This is a genomic window from Nocardioides aquaticus, from assembly GCF_018459925.1.
GTDB lineage: Bacteria > Actinomycetota > Actinomycetes > Propionibacteriales > Nocardioidaceae > Nocardioides > Nocardioides aquaticus.
The window spans coordinates 2,312,621-2,333,068 of sequence record NZ_CP075371.1 but is presented as its reverse complement, the minus strand read 5'-3'; the positions used below and the strand labels follow the sequence as shown (position 1 = coordinate 2,333,068).

Below are 20,448 nucleotides of genomic sequence, written 5' to 3'. Positions count from 1 at the left end.
GGCTGGTGCGGTGATCGGTGAGGCTACTGGTCGGGGTCCGGGACGGCGTACTCCGCCTCCTGCTGCTCCACGACGGCGTCGACGTCGAGCGAGCCGAGCTCGGTGACCTGGAGCGAGGCCCCGTCGCCCTCGATCTGGGCCCGGGGGCCCAGCGCGAACTCCACCGCGCCGGACAGCACGCCGGGCTCGCCGATGACGTCGACGACGTACGGCGCCTCGACCAGCGTCCCGTCGACCAGCAGGCCGCCCTCGACGTCCTCGAGCGACGTCTGGGCCACCACGCGCACCTCGCCGTTGAGCTGGATCGCCTCCGCGCCCACCGTGCGCAGCTCCTGGACGAGGTCGAGCATCGAGGAGAGGCTCACCTCGGCCTCGGCGCCCTCGGTGATGGTGATCCGGATGCCGGGCCCGGTCACCGGGACCAGGCCCGCCAGCACGGCGAGGGTGTCGACCTCGTCGCGTGCCTCCTGCAGCGCGGTGCCGCGGGCGCTGGTCTCGTCCAGCAGCTGCTCGCGGGTGCGGGTCAGCCGTTCGATCTCGGACTGGGTGCGCTGGGTCGTGCCGGCCAGGCCGTTGAGCACGTCGATGAGGTCCTGCTGGCGCAGGCTGTCGTAGTCGGAGTCGGCGTCGGTCGCGCGGACCTGGACCACCACGCCGTACCCGACCAGCGCCAGCACCACCGCGACCACGAGCTGCCGGCGCGAGGGCCTCAGCGCCGCGCGGGTCACCTTGTCGCGGCCGGTCCCCCCGGGACGGTCGTCGGGACGGTCCTCTGGCCGGTCCTCTGGCCGGTCCTCCGGCCGGTCCTCGGGCTCAGGCATGGAACAGGTGGCGCCGGATCGCGGCGACGTTGGAGAAGATCCGGATCCCGAGGACGACGATCACCCCGGTCGAGAGCTGCCCGCCCACGCCGAGCCGGTCGCCGATGTAGACGATCAGCGCAGCGATCACCACGTTGCTGGCGAAGGAGATCACGAAGACGCGGTCGTCGAAGATCCCGTCGAGGTAGGCGCGCAGCCCACCCAGCACGGCGTCGAGGGCGGCGACGACGGCGATCGGGAGGTAGGGCTCGAGGCCCAGCGGCACGTCGGGCTGGACGTACAGACCGAGCACCACGCCCAGCAGCAGTCCGAGGACGGGGATCACGGCGACACCTCCGAGGCGGGGTCGGACGAGGGGGCGGGCAGGGGGTCTGGTCCGGGGACGGTCGTGGCCGACCGTAGCCGCTGCAGCCGGTTCGGCGCGGAGGGCAGGGCCAGGTCGGTGGCGTTCTCGATCTCGAAGTCGAACGCGTAGCGGGCGGCCAGGTCGGCGAAGGCCAGGCCGCTGGAGGTGTCGTAGAAGTCGGCCTGCAACGTGGCCCGGTCGCCGATGGCCTCCACGGTGTAGGGCGGCGCGATGCCGACGCCGTTGACCTCGACGGCCACCCCGGAGGTACGGATCGCGCTCAGCGCCGTGAGCCGCTGCCCGTTGACGGCTACGGCCTCCGCGCCGGCGCTCCACAGGCCGTTGACCAGCAGCGCGAGGTCGGAGTCGCGCAGCTGGCTGGTCGGCCCGGCGTCCGGTGCCTGGTCCAGGGTGGCGCGCACGCCCTCGCCGCGCACCGCGACGAACCCGGTGCTGGTCTGCAGGCGCCGCAGCCGCGAGGTCTCGGCCGAGAGGTCCTGCGCCAGTGCGACGGCGCGGGCCTCGTCGTCGATGCTCTGCGTACGCAGCCCCGCCACCCGGTCCTGGTCGGACACGACCCGGGCCCGCTCGGCCTCGACCCGGTCGATCAGCCCGGCACGGCCGGCGTCACGCACGTCGGCGTCCTGGTTCGTCTGCACCGCGGCGGTCGCCAGCAGCACCCCGAAGACGGCGACCGCGGCGACGGTGACGGCCGTGGCCGTCCGCGCCCGGCCCGGGGGCGCCCCGCCCGCCGGCCCACGCTCGGACCGTCCTGCGGGAGCCGGACGGTCCCGGCGGCGCTGCGCGGCCACCACGTAGTCCTCGTCCAGGGCCTGGTCGTTGACCAGCGCCAGCAGCGGCATGGTGACCCGGTCCGGGAGCCGGCCGGCGGGTCCCCGTCCGGTCGGGTCCGGCGTGCCGGCGGGCCCTGCTCCGGGCGTGGGGCCGGTGGGGGTGCGCTCAGGCATCGGAGAGGTCCCGTCCGCGGCGGCGCTCGGTGGTCGCGAGCAGCCGGCGTACCTGCCAGGTGTAGAGGACCCCGGCCCACCAGTAGAGCCCGATGCCCCAGAACGCGAACGCCCAGCCGAGGACGAGCGACAGCTCGGCCACCACGCCCTCGCCGTCGCCGAGGAGCAGCAGCGGGAAGGCGTAGAGCAGGCAGGCGGTGGCCGCCTTGCCCAGGAAATGCACCGGCAGGGCGCTGTAGCCGCGGGTGCGCAGGATCGGCACCAGCAGCCACATCAGCGCGTCGCGCAGCGGCAGCGAGACCGCCATCCACCAGGGGATGATGTCGCGCAGGGCCAGGCCGAGCACGACGGCCAGGATGTAGAGCCGGTCGGCCACCGGGTCGAGCACCTGGCCGAGGAGCGAGGTCTGGTTCAGGCGGCGCGCCAGCCAACCGTCGAGCCAGTCGGTGAGGCCGGAGACGACCAGCAGCAGCAGCGCCCACTCGTCGGCCTCGGGCACGAGCACCAGCCACAGGAACAGCGGGACGCCGAGCAGGCGCAGCCCGCTGAGCAGGTTGGGAAGGGTCCACGCGCCGTGGGTCGGGGGGTCGTGCTCCGCCACGGGTCGTACCTGCTTCTCTCGGTGTCCGGCTCGGTGGACGCGGTCGGTCGCTGGCCACCCTAGGGCAACGGTGCGGCCCTCTCCGGCGCCACGTCCGCAGTCGCGTCAGCGGGTCGCGGGGTGCTCCTCCAGGTGGGCGGCGTCGCGGATCTCGCCGACCAGCTCCTCGACCATGTCCTCGAGCGTGGCCAGACCCAGGGTGCGGCCGGTCTCCCGGTCGACGACCCGGGCCATGTGGGCCCCGCGGCGCTGGAGCGTCTCCAGGGCGTCGTGGAGAGGCTCGTGGGCGGCCACCGGGGCGAAGGGGCGGACCCACTTGGCGTCGACGACCTCCTGGCGGCGCGCCTCGTCGGGCTCGATGACGTCCTTGATGTGCAGGTAGCCCACGAGGTCGCCGTCGTCGTCGGCGACCGGGAACCTGCTGAAGCCCGTGGCCGCGCAGAGCGCCTCCACCTCGGCGCCCGTCGCGCCGGGTCGGACCACGGTCAGGCCCTCGGCGGGCAGCACGACGGAGCTGACGGTCTTCTCGGTGAAGCCCAGCGCGCCGGAGAGGCGGTCGTACTCGGCCTTCTCCAGCAGGCCCTCGCCGCGCGACTCCTCGACCAGCGCGGCGACCTCCTCGCGGGTGAAGCTGGAGCTGATCTCGTCGCGGGGCTCGACGCGCAGGGTCCGCAGGACCGCGTTGGCGATCGCGTTGAGCCCGGTGATGACGGGACCGAGGAGGCGCACCACGAGCAGCAGCGGCGGGCCGAGCGCGATCGCGGCGCGGTCGGGGCCGGCCAGCGCGATGTTCTTGGGCACCATCTCGCCGAGCACGACGTGCAGCGCGACCACGACGAGCAGCGCGAGCACGAAGGCGACCGGGTGCAGGAACGCCTCGGGGACCCCGAGGGCCTCGAACCCGGGCTCGATCAGGTGGGCCAGGGCCGGCTCGGCCACGGCGCCCAGGCCCAGCGAGCAGACGGTGATGCCGAGCTGGGCGCCGGCCATCATCAAGGAGACCTGCTCCATCGCGCGCAGGGTGGTGCGCGCCATCCGGGACCCGGCCTGGGCCTTGGGCTCGACCTGGCTGCGGCGCGCCGAGACGAGCGCGAACTCGGCTCCCACGAAGAAGGCGTTGGCGGCCAGCAGGGCCGCTCCGACGAGGAGACCGGCGTAGTCGCTCATGCGCGTGCTCCCTGGGTGCGGTCGGACCGGGGCCCGGTGGGGCCGGTGGGTCCGGTGGGTCCGGTGGGTCCGGTGGGTCCGGTGGGTCCGGTGCCGGGGACGTCGTCGCCCTCGTGCACGTTGAGCACGATCCGGTCGACGCGCAGGCCGTCCATCCGCTCGACGGTCAGCACGACCAGCTGCTCGCGGGGCGAGTCGGGGTCCGAGGTGTCCGGGACGGCGACCTCGGCCAGGTCGCCCGCGGTCGGGACGCGACCGAGCACCTTCAGGACCAGCCCGGCGATGGTGTCGTAGTCCTCGCCCTCGGGCAGCGCGACCCCCGTGAGGTCCTCGACCTCGTCGGGTCGCAGCAGCCCGGACAGCGACCAGGTGCCGTCGCGGCGGGACCGGGCGCGGGCGCCGAGGCGGTCGTGCTCGTCGGAGATGTCACCGACGATCTCCTCGATCACGTCCTCGAGGGTGACGATGCCGGCGTGCCCGCCGTACTCGTCGAGCACGACCGCGAGCTGGAAGCCGTCGCCGCGCAGCAGCGCCAGCAGCGGGTCCAGGCGCAGCGAGTCGGGCACCACGATCGGGCGCACCATCAGGTGCTTGACCTTGGTGGTGGCCCGCTCGTGCAGGGGCAGCGCGACGGCGTTCTTGACGTGGACGGTGCCGACGACCTGGTCCTCGTCGTCGAGGACCGGGAAGCGGGAGTGACCGGTGCGGCGGGTCAGGTCGATCACCGCGGCCGCGCGGTCGTTGGCCTCGAGGCTGTGGGTGCGCACCCGGGGGGTCATGATCTCGCCGGCGGTGCGGTGCCCGAACTCCACCGAGCGCTCCATCAGCTCGGCGGTGTCGGGGTCGAGGGTTCCCTCGTCGGCCGAGCGCGCGATCAGCGAGGCCAGCTCGGTGGAGGAGCGCGCCGAGCGCAGCTCCTCCTGCGGTTCGATGCCCAGGCGACGCACGATCAGGTTGGCGGAGCCGTTGAGCACGCTGATCGGCGCCCGTACGGCGGCGGTGAACAGCCGCATCGGCGCCTGCGTGGCGCGGGCGGTGGCCATCGGCAGGGCGATCGCGAGGTTCTTGGGCACCAGCTCGCCGAAGATCATGGTCAGCACGGTGCCGATGACGAGCCCGAGGGTGACCGACGTGGGCCCGACGGCCCCGTCCGGCAGGCCGACCGCGGTCAGCGGACCGCGGATCAGCGACGCGATCGCCGGCTCGGCCAGGAAGCCGACCCCGAGGTTGGTGACGGTGATGCCGACCTGCGCGCCGGAGAGCTGGGTCGACAGCTGCTTGAGGGCGGCCTGGACGCCCTCGGCGCCGGGCTCGCCGGCGGCGACGGCCTGGTCGACCTGTTGCCGGTCGACGGTGACGAGGGAGAACTCGGCGGCGACGAACACGCCGCAGAGGGCCACCAGGACCAGCGCGAGCGCGAGGAGGAGGAGCTCGGTCACCGCCCGGCCCTCACGTCGTCGCGGGCGTCACCGGGGGAACCGCCGGGTTCCGGAGGGCGGTCGGGGCTGGGACTGTCGGTGCCGTCCATGCGGGGTGCTCGGGTCCTCTGCGCGTCGTGGGGCGGGGCGGCGCGGGCGCCGGGGACACCATCGTAGGCCCGTCGGGCCCGGTCCCCCTCAAGGACGCCACCGTGGGTGCCGACACCCTCCTCGTCGGCGTCCCCCCGCGCCGTCCCCCCGCGCCGATCCCCCCGCGCCGATCCGCCCGTCCGATCCGCCCGTCCGATCCCCCCAGCCCCGGAGCCCCCGATGCCCGCTGCCGCCCCGCCCGCCCGGGCGTACCGGCCCCGCCGCTTCGACGGTCGCCCGCTGCTCACCCCGGGCGACCGGCACCTGGTCGGGAGGTTCTCCTACGGCCTGAGCCCGGCCCTGGGCGCCGAGGTGCGCAAGGCCGGCGGCGCGGCGGCGTGGTTCGAGCGGCAGCTCGAGCCGGACCGGGTGGCCGACCCCGCCGGTGACGACGTCGACACCTGGTGGCCGAGCCTGCGGCGCGGCCCGAAGGAGCTCTGGACCCGCAACGTCGAGGAGGTCGAGGGCGGCTGGGAGGTCATGCAGAGCCTCCAGCGCCACGCCCTCGCGCGGCGGACGGTCTCACGGCGCCAGGTGCACGAGGTGATGACCGAGTTCTGGCAGCACCTGCTGAACGTGCCGGTGCACAGCGACGGCAGCTTCACCCACCGCGCCTCCTACGACCGGGCGGTCCGTCAGCACGCGCTCGGCTCCTTCGCCGACCTGCTGCACGCCACGACCACCCACCCCGCGATGGGGATCTTCCTGTCCAACGCGGTCTCGACCAGGAAGCACCCGAACGAGAACCTCGGCCGGGAGCTGCTGGAGCTGCACACGGTCGGGCGCGGGGCCTACACCGAGGACGACGTCAAGGCCTCCGCCCGGATCCTCACCGGGTGGCGGGTCGACCTCTGGCGGACGTGGGAGGCCACCTACTCCCTCGAGGACCACTGGACCGGACCGGTGCAGGTGATCGGCTTCACCGACGACAACGCCCCCCGCACCGAGGCCGAGGGGCGGGCGCTGACCCGTCGCTACACCGACTACCTCGCCCGCCACCCGAGCACCGCCGAGCGGGTCGCCCGGCGGCTCGCGGTCAAGTTCGTCGGCGACGCCCCGTCCGAGGCGCTGGTGGCGATGCTGGCCCGCACCTACCTCCGGGCCGACACCGCCGTCCGTCCCGTGCTTCGTGCGCTGGTCGCCAGCGACGAGTTCCGCGCGGCCCGCGGGTCGAAGGTCAGGGACCCGGCCGAGGACGTCGTGGCGACCTACCGCGCCCTCGGCGTGCGCATCGCCCGCCCGACGCAGGGCGACTCCGCCGTCAACGCGATGCTCTGGCAGGCCGCCAACCTGGGGGCCGAGCCGTACGCCTGGCCCACCCCGGACGGCCAGCCCGTCGACAACCGCTCCTGGGCCTCGCCCTCGCGGATGCTGGCCTCGCTGGACCTGCACTACTCGATGAGCGGCGCGTGGTGGCCCAGCAAGGACGTCACCTACCGCACCGACCGGCAGTGGCTGCCGCGGCGCTCGCTGCGCTTCGACCTGCTCGTCGACCACCTCTCGCAGCAGCTGCTCGGACGCCGCTCGACCTCGGCGCTGCTGCGCGCCTGCTGCGAGTCGGTCGACGTGACGCCCGCGACGGTGATGGACGCCGAGCACGGCGTCGTGAAGTGGAACATGCACCGGGTGCTGGCCACCGTCCTCGACTCCCCCGCCCACCTGACCCGATGACCGGACCGGTGACCACGATGACCTCGACGACCTCCTGCTGCCCCGAGTACGCCGCGCTGTCGCGGCGCGGCCTGCTCCAGGGCGCCGCCGCGCTCGCCGGGACCACCACCGTGCTCGGCTCGGCCGTCGTGACGGCCTCCCCCGCCACCGCCGCGAGCGCCGGGTCGGTGCTCGTGGTGCTCTCCCTGCGCGGCGCCGCCGACGGGCTCTCCCTGGTGGTGCCGCACGGCGACCCCGTCTACTACCAGGCCCGGCCCCGGCTGGCCGTGGCCGCCGACCGGCTGGTCAACAAGGACGGCATGTTCGGCATGCACCCCCAGCTCGCGCCGCTGGAGCCGCTGTGGCGCTCGGGGCGCCTGGCCGCCGTGCACGCCACCGGTCTGCCGGTCCCGAACCGCTCCCACTTCGCGGCGATGGAGGAGCTCGAGGACGCCGACGCCGGGTCCGCGGAGCGACAGGGCTGGCTGAACCGGCTGGTCGGCACGACCGCCGGTGACAGCCCGTTGCAGGGCTTCACCATGGGCGGCGGGGTGCTGCCGACCTCGATGTACGGCGACGCGCCCGTGATGGCGGCGGCCTCGCTGTCCCAGACCCGGCTCCCCGGCGACGACCAGTGGGACACCATCGGTGGCCGGGTCCGGTCGCTGCACACGCTCTGGGACGCCGACGCCTCGGTGCTGGCCGGGTCGATGCGCTCCACCTTCCGCGCCGTCGAGGCGCTGGCACCGGCGAGCGCGACGACCGACAACCGCGGCCGCTACCCCGCCGGCGACCTTGGCGCCGCCCTCTCCCAGGTCGCCCGGGTGGTCCGGGGCGACGTCGGCGTCGAGGTGATCACCGTCGACCAGGGCGACTGGGACATGCACACCGACGTCGGCAACCTCGAGTGGGGACGGATGCGCACCAACGCCGGCCGGCTCGCCGGCAGCATCGCCGCCTTCTTCGACGACCTCGGCGACCAGGCGTCCAAGGTGACCCTGGTGGCGCTGAGCGAGTTCGGCCGCCGCGTGCAGGAGAACGCCAACTGGGGACTGGACCACGGCTACGGCAACGTGATGCTGCTCGCCGGGGCCGGGGTCAAGGGGGGCCGCTACTACGGCACCTGGCCCGGCCTGACCAACGACCTCGACTCCGACCTCCTCGTCACCACCGACTACCGCAGCGTGCTGTCCGAGGTCGTCACGACACGGTTCCGCGCCTCGACCGCCACCGTCTTCCCCGGCTTCGCACCCGAGCAGGTCGGCGTGATGACCTCGCTGTGAACGCCCGTCAGGCCTGCGGCCGGTCCGGTCCGCCGAGGCCCAGCAGGTAGGTGGCGGAGAGGTCGAGGTCGCCGTACCCGGCCTGGTCGGCGGCCCGCATCCGGTCGTGCAGGCCGGGCACGAGGGAGAGGTCGACCCCGGCGTCCCGGGCCGCGTCCAGGATGAGCCCGGCGTCCTTGACGCCGCCGCTGAGCGCGAAGCTGGCGTCGTGCTCGCCGTCGAGCATCGCGGCGCCCTTCAGCTGGACGTACGGCGCGTCGAGCGCGCCCCCGGACACCGCGTCCAGGAACGCCCGGGGGTCGACCCCGAGCTCGCGCGCCAGGGTCAGGGAGTCCGCGACGCCCTGCACGACGCTGAGCACCCAGGCGTTCGCGGCCAGCTTGAGCCGGGACCCGGCGCCGACCGGCCCGACCCAGGTGGTCCGCGAGCCCACGGCGTCGAGGACCGGGGCGACCCGCTCCCGCAGCTCCTCCGGGCCGGACGCCAGGACCACCAGGGCGCCCTTCTCGGCCGGCTCCTTGGTCCCCAGCACCGGCGCGTCGAGGTAGGCCACGCCCAGGTCCGTGGCCAGCGCGGCCAGCCGGTCGCTGCCCTCGACGCCGACGGTGGACTGCTGCACCCACACCGCGTCCGGGGCCAGTGACCCCCGCGCCTCCTCCATGGTCGCGGCGACCGAGTCGGCGTCGTAGAGCATGGTGACGACCACGTCGGCGCCGTCGACGGCCTCGGCGACCCCGCCGCAGACCGTCGCGACGTCGGCCAGCGGCTCGGCCTTCGCCGCCGTCCGGTTCCACACGCGGGTCTCGAGACCGGCGGCGGCGACGTTGCGGGCCATCGGCGCGCCCATGGTCCCGGTGCCCAGGAAGGCGACGACGGGCCGCTGGGGCGAGGACTCGGACGGAGACTGCTCGGACGGGGTGGCGGGGGGTGTCTGGTCGGTCACCCCGGCGACGTTACGACGCCGCAGCGGCGCGGGTTCCCACCCGTACGGCGGTCCCGGTCCCGGCTGCAGGGCTCAAGAGGGTGTGCCCGCGCGCCGATGATCACTCCACGATCCACCCACTCCCTCCGACTCGCCACGGGCCCCGGCCCGGAAGCAGGTGACCCATGACCGCGCTCGACACCTCGCTCCACGACGGCCCCGCCCGCGGCCACGGCACCGCGTCCGGCGCACCGCTCTCGTCCGCGCCCGGCGCGCTCGGGGCCGGCGGCGGACCCGTGCAGCGCGTGGCCGACGCCAGCGTCTGGCTTCTCTTCCGCCTCAGCGGCGTGCGCTCCTAGTCCACCGTCCGGGCCGGCTACCGGGCCGACGCCAGGCGGGCGAGCAGCTCGTCGGCCAGCACCTGGGGCGCCTGGTCGGGCACCCAGTGCCCGACCCCGGGCAGCGACACGAACCGGTAGTCGGCCCGGACGTGGTCGCCGCAGGCGTGCGCGGCGGCCGCCCCGGCGAACGCGTCGTCCTCGCCCCACACGAACGTGGTCGGCACGGCGCTGGCCGGGGTGTCGGCGATGTCGCGGCGCATCGCGCGGTACCAGTTCAGACCGCCCTCGAGCGCGCCGTCCCGCAGCTGCGCGAGGTCGGCCTCCTGCTCCGCGGCCGGCACGGCAGCGCCCCACAGTGAGCGGAGCGCGGCGGCGTCGTCGGCGAGCAGGGCGCCCTCCGGGCCGGGCGCGGGCGCCCGGAAGTCCTGCAGGTAGGCAGAGCGGGACTGCTGGTCGCTGTCGGTCCGCAGGGCCGTGCCGTACGCCGCCGGGTGCGGGATCGAGACCGCCAGCAGCGACCGGACCCGCTCGGGGTGCCGCCCCGCGACCGCCCAGGCCACCTGCGACCCCCAGTCGTGGCCGACCACGTGCGCGGAGGCGTGGCCGGTGGCCTCGACGACGGCGAGCGCGTCGGCCACGAGCTCCTCGAGCGCGTAGGCCGCGACGTCACGGGGCCGGGCGCCGGGCGAGTAGCCGCGCTGGTCGGGGGCCAGCAGGCGTACGGGCGCGGCGGCAAGGATCCGGGCCAGCGCGGTGAAGGAACGCGAGGTCTGCGGGAAGCCGTGCAGCAGCACGACGGGCTCGCCGTCCTCGGGCCCGGCGGTGCGGACGTCGAGGACGAGCCCGTCCCGCTCGACGCGGGTGTGCTGCCAGGGGTCGGTCGTGGTCTCGCTCACACGCCCAGGCTAGGGCGGGCGGGCCACGGAAGGTCCGCCACCTGCCGAGATGACGCTCGCGGACAGCCGAGATGACGGTTCCGGCGCGTCGAGATGACGCTCGCGGCGCGTCAGCCGGCGGCCGCGAGGTCCGCGGCGGCCCGGGCCGCGCGCGCCCCGACGTCACCGGGCACCGGCACCGCGGCCGCCGTACGGGCCTGCCACCGCTGCAGGGCGATGACGCGGGCGGCGGCCTCCTCCGCCCGCTCCCGGGGTACGAGCCCCGAGGTGATCGCGTCGGTCAGCGTGCCCTGCGTGGCCTCGGTGTCGGCCGGCATCAGCAGCAGGTCGGCCCCGGCGTTGAGCGCCTGGACGGCCGGGGTGTCGCGGCCGACGACCGCACCCATCCCGAGCGAGTCGGTGATCACGACGCCCTCGAAGCCGACCTCGTCGCGCAGCAGGTCGTAGACCGGCGCGGCCAGGGTCGCCGGCCGGCCGGGGGCGAGCGCGTAGAGGGCGATGTGGCTCATCATCACCGCCGGCGCACCGGCGTCGACGGCGGCCTCGAACGGCCGCAGGTCCCGGGCGCGCAGCTCGGCGAGGGTCGAGTCGAGCTCCGGCAGGGTCAGGTGGCTGTCGCTGGTGACGGCGCCGTGGCCGGGGAAGTGCTTGACGGTGGTGACCAGGCCCGCGTCGGCGTACCCCGCCAGGGCCGCGACGACCGCCTCGGCGGCGAGGTCGACGTCGCTCGACGGCGAGCGCGAGCCGATGGTCGGGTCGGCGGCGCCGATCGTGACGTCGGCCACCGGCCCGAAGACCCAGGTGAAGCCCAGGTCGCGCAGCTCGAGGCCGGCGGCGTCGGCGGCCGCGGTCACCACGCGGCGGCCCCGCTGCTGGTCCGCGGCCAGCGCCTCGCCGGCCTCGGCGAAGGCAGGGAACGTGGTCGCGATGCCGCGCAGCTGCTCGACGGTCCCGCCCTCCTGGTCGACGCCGACCACGGCCGGCACGTCGCGTCCGTCCTCGGCGACGGCACCGGAGATCGCCGCGGTCATCGCGCGGGCCTGCGCCTCGTCGAGGAGGTTCTCGGAGGTGACGCTCAGGCCGGCGAGGTGCAGGTCGCGCACCATGGCCGCGGCCTCAGCGGGGTCGGTCCCGCGGTAGCGGCCCACCACGACCTGGCCGGCGAGCTCGGCCTCGGTCATCGAGGCCGCCGTCTCCTGCGCCTCGGCGAGCTCGCCCTCGGTGGGCCCCCAGCCGGTGGGGGCGTCGGGGTCCACCGCGGGCTCGGTCGGCGCGGCCGGCTCGGACGATCCCGAGGACTCCGCAGTGCCGGACGGCGAGGCCGCGCCGGCGGGGGCGTCGGCCTCCGGCCCCGAGGCTCCGCAGGCGGTGGCCAGCAGCAGGGTCGCGACGGTGAGGGCGCCGGCCGCGCGCGTCGTCCGGCCTCGGGTGCTCACGCCCCGAGACAACCAGGCGACCGGTCAGCCCGCGAAATCGCGGTGGTCCGGTCCTGGTTCCGCGTCGTCGGTGAAGGCAGTGCCCCCGCCGAACGCGTCCGCGACGGCGCCGGCGTCGAGCACCCGGGTCGGCAGCCCGGCGCGACGGGCGCGCTCGCGCAGCCGTTCGGTCGGGACCTCGCCGCGGGAGGCCACGAGCACCAGGTTGCCCGCGCGGCGCCCTTTCAGGGTGGCCGGCTCGGCGGTCAGCAGCAGGTGCGGGAGGTGCGCCCGGACGCCGGCGAGGACGCGCCGGGTGTGCTGCCACGGCGCCCGGTCGCTGAGGTTGAGCAGCAGCCACCCGTCCGGTTCGAGCACCCGCGCGACGTCGCCCCAGAAGTCCTCCCCCACCAGCGAGGCCGGCAGCCGGCCGTCGGCGAACGCGTCGACGACGACCACCTCCGCGTACGCCGGTCGCAGCGCCGCGACGCCGGCCCGGCCGTCGACCGGGCGGACCTTGATCCCGCTCCGGGCCGGCAGCGGCAGCACCCGCCGCACCTCCTCGGTCAGCTCGGTGTCGGGCTCGAGGACGACCTGGGCCGAGCGCGGCCGGGTCGCGGCGACGTAGCGCGGCAGCGTCAGCCCGCCCCCGCCGACGTGCACCACCCGCACCGGCTCCCCCGGCACGCCCCACGCGTCGAGCGCCTCGGCCAGGCGCTGGACGTAGTCGAAGACCAGCCGCCGGGGGTCGTCGAGGTCGACGTGGGACTGGTCGCGCTCGTCGAGGCGCACCACCACCCCGCCCGCGTCCTCCACCAGCTCCAGCCCGCCCACGGCTCCGACCCTAGGCACGAGGGGCCGTCCCGGACAGCCGAGATGACGCTCGCGGACAGCCGGGATGACGATTCCGGCGCGTCGAGGTGACGATCGCGGCGCGCTCAGCGCCCGCGGAAGACCGGCGTACGCCGCTCGGCACGCGCCGCGAGCGCCTCGCGCACGTCGTCGCTGGCCCAGCACGCGTCGAAGGTCTCCGCGACCGTCTCGTCGTCACCGCCCCGGAGCACCAGCTTGTTGTGCGCCAGCGCCAACGGCGCCAGCGCCGCCACCTCCTGCGCCCAGGCCAGCGCGTCCTCGACGTCACCGGTGCGGTCGACCAGGCCGACCGCGAGCGCCGCGTCGTGGTCGAGGGTCTCGGCCCCCAGCATCACCCGGTTGGCCACACCGGCGCCGACGGTGGCGGCGAGGGTGCGGATGGTCCACGCGTCGACCGCCATCCCGTTGCGGGCCGTCGGCACGGCGAACCGCGCGGTCGGTGCGGCCACCCGCAGGTCGCAGGCCAGGACCAGCTGGGTGCCTGCGCCGATGGCCGGGCCGTTGACGGCGGCGACGACCGGCACCGGCAGCCGGGTCAGTCCGTGCAGCATCCCGTACAGCGCCTCGAGGAACTCCCCGCCGTACACGCCGTCGAGGTCGGCCCCGGCGCAGAAGGCCGAGCCCTGCCCGGTCAGGACCAGCACCCGCGCCCCGGCGTCGACCTCGGCGGCCGCGGCCTCCCCGATCGCCCGGCACAGCGCGAGGTCGAGCGCGTTGCGCCGGTCCTCCCGCTGCAGCTCGAGCACCGACACCGGACCGTCGCGTCTCGTCCCCAGCACGCCCGCAGCCTAGGCCGCACCGCCGTTGCGGCAGCATGGACCCATGAGCGCCTACTGGATCAGCCTGTACCGCGAGGTCCGCGACGAGCAGAAGCTCGCGGCCTACGCCGAGCTCGCCGGCCCCGCCCTGACCGGCGCCGGCGGCACCTTCATCGTCCGCGGGATGCCCGAGCAGACGTACGAGGCGGGGGTCGCCGCCCGCTGCGTCGTCATCGAGTTCGCCTCGGTCGAGGCCGCGGTCGCCGCCCACGACGGCGCGGCGTACCAGGAGGCGTTGGCCGCGCTCGACGGCGGTGCCGAGCGCGACATGCGCATCGTGCCCGGCGTGGTCTGACCATCTCCGCTGCCGGCCCTCGCGGCGCACCACACCCTCGTACCTGGCCCTCCCGGGTGCGGGGGCTGCTGGCGCGTCCCGAGGTCCGTACGGACCTGCTCCAGGTGGTCAAGTCCACCATCGCGACCGTCGTGGCGTGGTTGCTGGCCGCGGCCGTGCTGGACCTGGCGCAACCCTTCCTCGCGCCGTGGGCGGCCCTGCTGACCGTGCACGCCACCGTGCGGACCTCGGTGTGGCGGGGCGGTCAGACCGTGGTCGCCACCTTCCTGGGCATCATCGTCAGCTTCCTGGCCGTCGTGACGCTCGGGGGCGGGGTGGTCAGCCTGGGCGCGGCCGTGCTGGTCGGGCTGCTGCTGGCGCGTCTGACCGCGATCAGGGCGGAGGGTGTCACCGTCGCGACGACCGCCCTGTTCGTGCTGACCAGCAGCGCGGACGGTGCGTCGATCGTGCTCCTGCACCGCTTCGCCGACACGCTGCTCGGGGTCGCGGTGGGGGTCGCGGTGAACTTCCTCGTCGTGCCGCCGCTCGACGACCGGCTCACCGAGCGCCAGCTCGACCAGGTCGACCGCCGGCTCGGCAACCTGCTCCGCCGCATCGCCGACGACCTCTCTCTGCCGGCCAGCAACGAGCACGCGCAGGCCTGGATCGACGAGACCCGCGCGATCGACGCCGACCTCGACCGCGGCGAGGAGCTGCTGCGGCACTCGCGCGACAGCCAGCGCTACAACGTGCGGCGGCGACGGTCCCGGGCGGCCGGCGACCCCGACCGCGACGAGACCGTGATGCACCGCCTCGAGGAGGGGGTCGCGCAGGCCCGGGCCATCGCACGGACCGTCGGCGACGCGGTCGCCGACGCCGAGGAGTGGGACCCCCGCTTCCGTGAGCCCTGGCTCGCGCTGCTGCGCGAGGTGGGCGAGCGGATGGCGGACCCGCACGCCGGCATGGAGGACCTCCTCCCCCGTATCGACGACCTCGTCCGCGACCTGTCGCGCGAGGAGCTCCCCGGGCTGCTGTGGACGGTCTACGGCGACCTGCTGGTCTCGTTGCGCACCATCGTCAGGATCGTCGACGACGTCGCCTCCGTCCGCGACCGGTGACGCCGGAACCGTCACCTCGAGGCGCCGCGAGCGTCATCTCGGCTGTCCGCGAGCGTCATCTCGGCACCGTGACACCGGCGCTGTCAGCGTCCCTGGCAGACTCCGCCGCATGACCGACGACCTGCCCGACAGCTCGCCCGCCGACCGGGCCGACGCGCGAGCCGACGCGCGAGCCGGCGCGACCGGCGACATCGAGGCCCTCGAGCGGGTCCTGGCCGAGCGGTGGAGCTGCCGGGGGTACCTGCCCGAGCCGGTCGACGACGCCACCCTGGAGCGCCTGCTCGAGGCGGCCCGGCGCACGCCGTCGTGGTGCAACACCCAGCCGTGGCGGGTCGACGTGCTCTCCGGCGACGCCGCCCGGGAGCTGTCGGCGGCGATGCTGGCCGGGCTCGAGCAGGGCGGCAGCGACCTCGACTTCCCCCAGGCCTACACCGGGGTGCACCGCGACCGGCGCCGTGAGAGCGGGTGGCAGCTCTACGACGCGGTGGGCATCGAGAAGGGCGACCGGGACCGGTCGTTCCTGGAGGGCCTGCGCAACTTCGAGCTGTTCGGGGCCCCGCACGTCGCGATCATCTCCGCGCCGCGCGAGTTGGGGACCTACGGCGCGATCGACTGCGGGCTCTACGTCCAGACGTTCCTGCTGGCCGCCCAGGCGCTCGGGCTCGGTGCCTGCGCGCAGGCAGCGCTCGCCGGCCAGTCGTCGCTGCTGCACGAGCACCTCGACATCCCCGAGGACCGTGCGGTCGTCTGCGGCATCTCCTTCGGCCGGCCCGACCCCGACCACCCGACGGCGTCCTACCGCACCAGCCGGGCACCCCTGGCCGAGACGGTCACGCGCCGGGGCTGAGCCGCCCCGCGCGCCCGGCCCGCTCCTCCCGCGCGACCCGTCGCACGTCCGCCGGCGACCCCGGCGTGGGGAAGTACCGCCACACCACCGCCGACTGCCCCATCGTCCAGGTCGCGTTGAGCACCCAGTAGACGAGCAGCGCGGCGGGCACGACCGCGGCGGCCACCGCCATCCCGAGCGCCGAGAGCAGCGGCATCACCTGCTGGGCGCTGGCCATCGCCTCGGGCAGGTCGGCCGAGAGGGTGTTGGGCAGCACCAGGAAGCGCTGGGTCACGAAGCTGAGCCCGCCGGCGAGCACGACCAGGACGACGACCACCGCGAGGTGGCCGGAGCCGCCGCCGAGGTAGCCGCGCTCGGCCAGCGGCACGCCGACCAGGCTGGCCGCGCCGAACGAGGCGACCAGGCCGGCGTCCATCGCGCCGACCGGGCTGCCGCCGGCGACGTCGGAGACCAGGTGGTACATCGAGATCCACACCGGCAGCTGCAGCAGCAGCGGCAGGCACCCGAGCCGCGGGACGCCGTGCTCGGCGGAGATCCGCTTCCGCTCCTCGGCCAGCGCCCGCAGGCTGTCGGGGTCACGTTTGCCCTTGTACCGGGCGGTCAGCTCCTTCAGGTGCGGCCGGGCGCGGGCCGAGGCGTGGGCCAGCCGCACGCCCTGCACGGCCAGCGGCAGGAGGGCGAGGCGGACGGTCACCACGACCGCCGCCACGCAGAGCACCCAGGTGGTGCCGGCGCCGGGGTCGGCACCCAGCGAGGTCAGGCCGGTGTGCGCGGTGGCCACCACGGCGGCGAGGGCGTGCGAGATCGGGTCGAGCAGGGACATGGCGGAGCTCCTGGAGGGCGAGACGGGGTACGGGCCGTGGCTCGCGCAGGCGCGAGCGTCAGGCCGGTCCCGGGGCCCGGGGGCGGACGGGGTGGTGTCCGGGGTCGGTGACCCGTCCGGTCAGGTCCAACGCCACGTCGGCCGACCGCGGGCGGGCCGCGACCGGTCCGCGGTGCACCCCGGCCCAGCCCGGTCGACCGCCGCCCAGCAGCGCGGCGAGCGCCACCGCGACCACCGTCACCGCGACCGACGTCGGGGCCTCGCCGGCCACGAGCACCGGCAGCAGGGGCACGACCACCAGGGTCAGGAGCAGCGCCACGACGGCGGCCAGCACGACCTGCAGGCGTGCCACGACGGGCGTACGCCCGGGGCCGCCGCTGGTGCTCATGCCGGTCAGACTAGTGGACCCGTCCGCGCAGCGCCCGCGTCACAGGTGGTCCGGGACGATCAGCGCGTCGGGGTCGCTGCGCACGGGCATCGCGGCCACCGCGACGCGGGCCAGGGCGACGGCGCCGTCGACCAGCTTGCGGCGCTTGCGCTCCCCCAGCGCCTCCCACCCGCCCTCGGTCCGGAAGTCGAGCACCTCCCGGCTGCCCCGTTCGGCGGCGTCGCGCCACTCCTCGTCGGTGAAGACCGGGGTGGCGCCGACCGTCGGTCGTTCGGGCAGCGCGGTCAGGACCGGCAGCACCACCTCGCCGGCCGCGGCCTTGTGCCGGTACCGGCGGGCCTTGTCGAGCGCGGCGAAGTCGCCCGGCACCGACTGCCGCTTCCAGGGCGGTCGGGTGGCGGCGAACAGCTCGCGGGCGACCGCCTCGACCCCGACCGTCATCTCGTGCTCGGTGAACCTCACGCCGTCATCCTCCCCCGGGTGGGCCGTCGTCCCCGTGGCAGGGTGACCGCAGGCACACCGTCGACACCGAGGAGCACCAGATGCCCGTCCCGGGACCGCACGTCACCGGCGGGGCCGCGTGAGCCGCCCGGTCGACCCCGCCCTCGTCCGCCGCAGCGTCGACCTGGCGCTGGAGAACGTCGAGGCCGGGGGCAAGCCGTTCGCCTGCCTGGTCGTCGACGCCGCCACCGGCGAGGTGCTGCACGAGGCGACGAACCAGGTCAGCCGCACCGGTGACGTCACCGCGCACGCCGAGATCGTCGCCATCCGCGAGCTCGCGGTCGCGGGCCGTAGGGACCTCACCGGCTGCGACGTCTACGTCACGGCCTACCCGTGCCCGATGTGCCTGGGGGCGCTGTACTACGCCGCCCCCGAGCGGGTCGTCCACGCCGCGACGCGGGAGCAGGAGGGCGAGCACTACGAGGACGGCGGTCGCTACATGACGCTGGCGACCTTCTACGACGAGTACGCCCGGGCGCCGTCCGCCCGGGCCCTGCCGGCCGAGCAGGGCGCGGCCGAGGACCCCGTGGCGCCGTTCCGGGAGTGGACCCGGCGCCACGGCTGAGGTTCAGCGGCGGGCGGCCTCCGCGGCCTCCGCCGTCCCCTCTGCCGGGGCGTCGACCTCGGTCGGCCCCGCGGTCGGTGCCGCGGTCGGCGTCTCGGCCGCACCACCGCCCCGGACCAGCAGCGAGAGCACGACCGCCACCGAGGAGACGACGCCACCCCAGACCAGGGCGTCCTGGACGCCGAGCTCGGTGGCCCGGGCCGCGCCCGCCCCGGCCTCGGTCGCGGCGGCGGCGCCGCGGGTCATCACGGTGATGAACAGCGCGGTGCCGGCGGCACCGGCGACCTGCTGGACGGTGCTGACGATCGCGCTGCCGTGCGAGTACAGGTGCTGCGGCAGCGAGCCGAGCGCCGAGGTCAGCAGCGGGGTGAACATCAGGGCGATGCCGACGCTGAGCAGAACGTGCACGGCGACGACGGTGCCGGTGGCGGTCGTGGCACCGAAGGTGCTCATCAGCCACAGGGCGACGCTGGCCAGCAGCGCGCCCGGGGGCACGAGGGGGCGCGGGCCGACCCGGTCGAAGGCGCGGCCGACCAGCGGGGCCATCAGGCCCATCGTCGCGCCGCCGGGCAGCAGCACCAGACCGGTCTCGAGCGTGGTCAGGCCGAGCACGTCCTGCAGCATGATCGGCAGCAGGATCAGCGTCCCGAACAGCGCCATCATGGCGGCCACCACCAGCAGCACGGCCACGCTGAAGGTCCGCGAGGCGAACGCCCGCAGGTCGAGCAGCGCGCGGTCGCGCAGCTGCAGCTGACGGCGTACGAACACCGCCAGCGCCACGACGCCGACCAGGACCGGGATCCACGGTGCGACGAGCGTGTCGCCGGTGGCGCTCTCCCCGATGCTGGACAGCCCGTAGATCAGCCCGGCGAAGCCGATCGCCGAGAGCACCACCGAGACCACGTCGACGCGGCCCCCGGTGACCGGGGTGACGTCGCGGACCCACAGCCGGCCGAGCGCGAGCGCGAGCAGGGCGATCGGCAGCACGATCCAGAACATCCAGCGCCAGGTCAGGTTGGCCAGCACGAGGCCGGACACCGTGGGCCCGATCGCCGGGGCGACGGAGATGACGATGGAGATCGTGCCCATCATCCGGCCCCGCCTACTGGCCGGCACGAGGTTGAGCACGGTCGTGATCAGCAGCGGCATCATCACCGCGGTGCCGCTGGCCTGGATCACCCGGCCCAGGACGAGCAGCCCGAAGGTGGGGGCCACGGCGGCCACGAGCGTGCCGACGCTGAAGGAGACCATGGCGACGGTGAACAGCAGCCGCAGCGGGAACCTGCTGATCAGGTACCCGGTGATCGGGATGATCACCGCCATCGTGAGCAGGAACGCGGTGGTGATCCACTGCGCGGTCGCCGCGGTGATGCCGAAGTCGACCATCAGCGAGGGCAGCGCGACGCTCATGATGGTCTCGTTGAGGATCACCACGAAGGCGGAGCCGACGAGTAGCGCGATCAGCCGGGACGCCCCCGGCGGGAGGGCCTCGTCGGTGCCGGGCGGTGCGGTGGGGGTCTGGGTCACGCGGGCTCCTGGTCTGGCGTGGTCCGGCCGGTGTGGTGGCGCGGGACCTGGTGCGGCAAAGGTGTACGCGGTACAACTTTGAGGGGTGCCTGTTTCATTCCCCGGGCGGCGCCCCTGATCGAGAGGGACCCGGACGGGTCCGGAGGAGGTCGACCGTGGGGCTGCGGGAGCAGAAGAAGGACGCCGCGCGGCGCGACATCCGTGAGGCCGCCTGGCGGCTCTTCGAGGAGCGCGGGTACGCCGGGGTCAGTGTCGAGGAGATCGCCGCGACCGCCGGGGTCTCGCGCACCACGTTCTTCAACTACTTCCACACCAAGGAGGGCGTCGTGCTGGACCCCTCCCCCGCCGACCGGGAGCGTCTGGCAGTCCTGGTCGCCGAGCAGCCGGCCGCGCTGGCGGCGTGGGACGCCGTCTCCGCCGTGCTCCTCGGCCTCACCCGCGCAGGCCGGGACGAGGTGTCCCGACGGCGTCGGCTGCTCGGGGCGGACCCGGCCCTGGACCACCGGGCACAGGAGCTCGGCGAGGAGCTCGCCGGGGTCCTGCGCGACTGGCTGCGCGAACGGGACCCGACCGACCCCCTGGGTGCCGACCTGACCGTCGACCTCGCCCTCGCCGCCACCCGTACGGCCTGGGCCGCGTGGTCGGCCCGGCCCGACGACACCGCGGTGGCGGTCTACCTCGACCTGCTGGAGGAGTGCCTGCGCCGGGCGCGGCCGGCCGGGGCGTGAGGGCTCGG

At 75.2% G+C, this 20,448-nt stretch carries 23 protein-coding genes; 8 read left to right on the top strand and 15 right to left on the bottom strand.

What is annotated here, in order from left to right; all coding sequences use genetic code 11:
* Positions 1 to 23 precede the first annotated feature (23 nt).
* From ENKNEFLB_RS11275 to ENKNEFLB_RS11250, 6 genes are all read right to left on the bottom strand, one after another.
* A complete protein-coding gene (locus ENKNEFLB_RS11275; RefSeq protein WP_214055520.1) occupies positions 24 to 821 on the bottom strand; it encodes a DUF881 domain-containing protein in 798 nt (265 codons plus the stop codon).
* The gene (locus tag ENKNEFLB_RS11270) at positions 814 to 1,146 is read right to left on the bottom strand and encodes a small basic family protein (RefSeq protein ID WP_160007879.1); all 333 of its coding nucleotides are present in this window, start codon (positions 1,144 to 1,146) and stop codon (positions 814 to 816) included. Before ENKNEFLB_RS11270 ends, ENKNEFLB_RS11275 begins: the two co-directional genes overlap by 8 nt.
* Positions 1,143 to 2,135, bottom strand: coding sequence for a DUF881 domain-containing protein (locus ENKNEFLB_RS11265; protein WP_214055519.1), 993 nt, complete (start codon positions 2,133 to 2,135; stop codon positions 1,143 to 1,145). Before ENKNEFLB_RS11265 ends, ENKNEFLB_RS11270 begins: the two co-directional genes overlap by 4 nt.
* The gene (gene clsA, locus ENKNEFLB_RS11260) at positions 2,128 to 2,736 is read right to left on the bottom strand and encodes a cardiolipin synthase ClsA (RefSeq protein WP_214055518.1); all 609 of its coding nucleotides are present in this window, start codon (positions 2,734 to 2,736) and stop codon (positions 2,128 to 2,130) included. The genes ENKNEFLB_RS11265 and clsA overlap by 8 nt, the downstream gene beginning before the upstream one ends.
* A gap of 105 nt (positions 2,737 to 2,841) precedes the next feature.
* Entirely contained in the window at positions 2,842 to 3,903 is a 1,062-nt protein-coding gene (locus tag ENKNEFLB_RS11255) for a hemolysin family protein (protein WP_214055517.1), read from the bottom strand.
* Complete coding sequence (locus ENKNEFLB_RS11250; RefSeq protein WP_214055516.1) at positions 3,900 to 5,342, bottom strand: hemolysin family protein; 1,443 nt, start codon at positions 5,340 to 5,342, stop codon at positions 3,900 to 3,902. The genes ENKNEFLB_RS11255 and ENKNEFLB_RS11250 overlap by 4 nt, the downstream gene beginning before the upstream one ends.
* Positions 5,343 to 5,651: 309 nt before the next feature.
* On the opposite strand from ENKNEFLB_RS11250, the gene ENKNEFLB_RS11245 reads away from it, so the two are divergent.
* A complete protein-coding gene (locus tag ENKNEFLB_RS11245) occupies positions 5,652 to 7,142 on the top strand; it encodes a DUF1800 domain-containing protein (protein WP_214055515.1) in 1,491 nt (496 codons plus the stop codon).
* Between the two features lie 17 nt (positions 7,143 to 7,159).
* Entirely contained in the window at positions 7,160 to 8,404 is a 1,245-nt protein-coding gene (locus ENKNEFLB_RS11240) for a DUF1501 domain-containing protein (RefSeq protein ID WP_246536006.1), read from the top strand.
* Positions 8,405 to 8,411: 7 nt separating this feature from the next.
* Here the strand turns inward: ENKNEFLB_RS11240 and ENKNEFLB_RS11235 are convergent, their stop codons facing one another.
* The gene (locus ENKNEFLB_RS11235; RefSeq protein WP_214055513.1) at positions 8,412 to 9,347 is read right to left on the bottom strand and encodes an NAD(P)-dependent oxidoreductase; all 936 of its coding nucleotides are present in this window, start codon (positions 9,345 to 9,347) and stop codon (positions 8,412 to 8,414) included.
* Between the two features lie 164 nt (positions 9,348 to 9,511).
* On the opposite strand from ENKNEFLB_RS11235, the gene ENKNEFLB_RS11230 reads away from it, so the two are divergent.
* A complete protein-coding gene (locus tag ENKNEFLB_RS11230) occupies positions 9,512 to 9,685 on the top strand; it encodes a hypothetical protein (protein WP_214055512.1) in 174 nt (57 codons plus the stop codon).
* 17 nt (positions 9,686 to 9,702) lie between these two features.
* Here ENKNEFLB_RS11230 and ENKNEFLB_RS11225 read toward each other — a convergent pair whose 3' ends face one another.
* The 4 genes from ENKNEFLB_RS11225 to ENKNEFLB_RS11210 form a co-directional block, all read right to left on the bottom strand.
* Positions 9,703 to 10,563 (bottom strand): alpha/beta fold hydrolase, encoded by an 861-nt coding sequence (locus ENKNEFLB_RS11225; RefSeq protein WP_214055511.1) that lies wholly within the window; start codon positions 10,561 to 10,563, stop codon positions 9,703 to 9,705.
* Positions 10,564 to 10,673: 110 nt separating this feature from the next.
* Entirely contained in the window at positions 10,674 to 11,999 is a 1,326-nt protein-coding gene (locus tag ENKNEFLB_RS11220; RefSeq protein ID WP_246535481.1) for a glycoside hydrolase family 3 N-terminal domain-containing protein, read from the bottom strand.
* Between the two features lie 24 nt (positions 12,000 to 12,023).
* Positions 12,024 to 12,812, bottom strand: coding sequence for a spermidine synthase (locus ENKNEFLB_RS11215; protein ID WP_214055510.1), 789 nt, complete (start codon positions 12,810 to 12,812; stop codon positions 12,024 to 12,026).
* Positions 12,813 to 12,916: 104 nt separating this feature from the next.
* On the bottom strand, positions 12,917 to 13,630 hold the full coding sequence (locus tag ENKNEFLB_RS11210) for an enoyl-CoA hydratase (protein WP_214055509.1): 714 nt from the start codon (positions 13,628 to 13,630) through the stop codon (positions 12,917 to 12,919).
* A 43-nt stretch (positions 13,631 to 13,673) separates the two neighbouring features.
* Between ENKNEFLB_RS11210 and ENKNEFLB_RS11205 the strand changes: the two genes are divergently transcribed.
* The 3 genes from ENKNEFLB_RS11205 (at position 13,674) to ENKNEFLB_RS11195 (ending at position 15,908) form a co-directional block, all read left to right on the top strand.
* A complete protein-coding gene (locus ENKNEFLB_RS11205; protein WP_214055508.1) occupies positions 13,674 to 13,964 on the top strand; it encodes a DUF1330 domain-containing protein in 291 nt (96 codons plus the stop codon).
* 56 nt (positions 13,965 to 14,020) lie between these two features.
* On the top strand, positions 14,021 to 15,061 hold the full coding sequence (locus ENKNEFLB_RS11200) for an FUSC family protein (RefSeq protein WP_214055507.1): 1,041 nt from the start codon (positions 14,021 to 14,023) through the stop codon (positions 15,059 to 15,061).
* 109 nt (positions 15,062 to 15,170) lie between these two features.
* Positions 15,171 to 15,908 carry a nitroreductase gene (locus ENKNEFLB_RS11195; protein WP_214055506.1) on the top strand — a complete coding sequence of 246 codons (738 nt, stop codon included), beginning with the start codon at positions 15,171 to 15,173 and terminating at the stop codon, positions 15,906 to 15,908.
* Here ENKNEFLB_RS11195 and yidC read toward each other — a convergent pair.
* The 3 genes from yidC to ENKNEFLB_RS11180 are packed head-to-tail and all read right to left on the bottom strand — an operon-like array spanning position 15,892 to position 17,581.
* Positions 15,892 to 16,731 carry a membrane protein insertase YidC gene (gene yidC, locus ENKNEFLB_RS11190; protein WP_214055505.1) on the bottom strand — a complete coding sequence of 280 codons (840 nt, stop codon included), beginning with the start codon at positions 16,729 to 16,731 and terminating at the stop codon, positions 15,892 to 15,894. The two genes, ENKNEFLB_RS11195 and yidC, sit on opposite strands and share 17 nt — an antisense overlap.
* Before the next feature lie 58 nt (positions 16,732 to 16,789).
* A complete protein-coding gene (locus tag ENKNEFLB_RS11185; protein ID WP_214055504.1) occupies positions 16,790 to 17,119 on the bottom strand; it encodes a hypothetical protein in 330 nt (109 codons plus the stop codon).
* A 39-nt stretch (positions 17,120 to 17,158) separates the two neighbouring features.
* Positions 17,159 to 17,581: a hypothetical protein gene (locus ENKNEFLB_RS11180; protein ID WP_214055503.1), complete on the bottom strand. Its 423-nt coding sequence runs from the start codon at positions 17,579 to 17,581 to the stop codon at positions 17,159 to 17,161.
* Between the two features lie 118 nt (positions 17,582 to 17,699).
* On the opposite strand from ENKNEFLB_RS11180, the gene ENKNEFLB_RS11175 reads away from it, so the two are divergent.
* On the top strand, positions 17,700 to 18,185 hold the full coding sequence (locus tag ENKNEFLB_RS11175) for a nucleoside deaminase (protein ID WP_214055502.1): 486 nt from the start codon (positions 17,700 to 17,702) through the stop codon (positions 18,183 to 18,185).
* 3 nt (positions 18,186 to 18,188) lie between these two features.
* Here the strand turns inward: ENKNEFLB_RS11175 and ENKNEFLB_RS11170 are convergent, their stop codons facing one another.
* Entirely contained in the window at positions 18,189 to 19,712 is a 1,524-nt protein-coding gene (locus ENKNEFLB_RS11170) for a DHA2 family efflux MFS transporter permease subunit (protein WP_214055501.1), read from the bottom strand.
* A 155-nt stretch (positions 19,713 to 19,867) separates the two neighbouring features.
* Here ENKNEFLB_RS11170 and ENKNEFLB_RS22895 point away from each other — a divergent pair, with 155 nt between their 5' ends.
* Positions 19,868 to 20,440 carry a TetR/AcrR family transcriptional regulator gene (locus tag ENKNEFLB_RS22895; protein WP_214055500.1) on the top strand — a complete coding sequence of 191 codons (573 nt, stop codon included), beginning with the start codon at positions 19,868 to 19,870 and terminating at the stop codon, positions 20,438 to 20,440.
* The last annotated feature ends 8 nt before the right edge of the window (positions 20,441 to 20,448 follow it).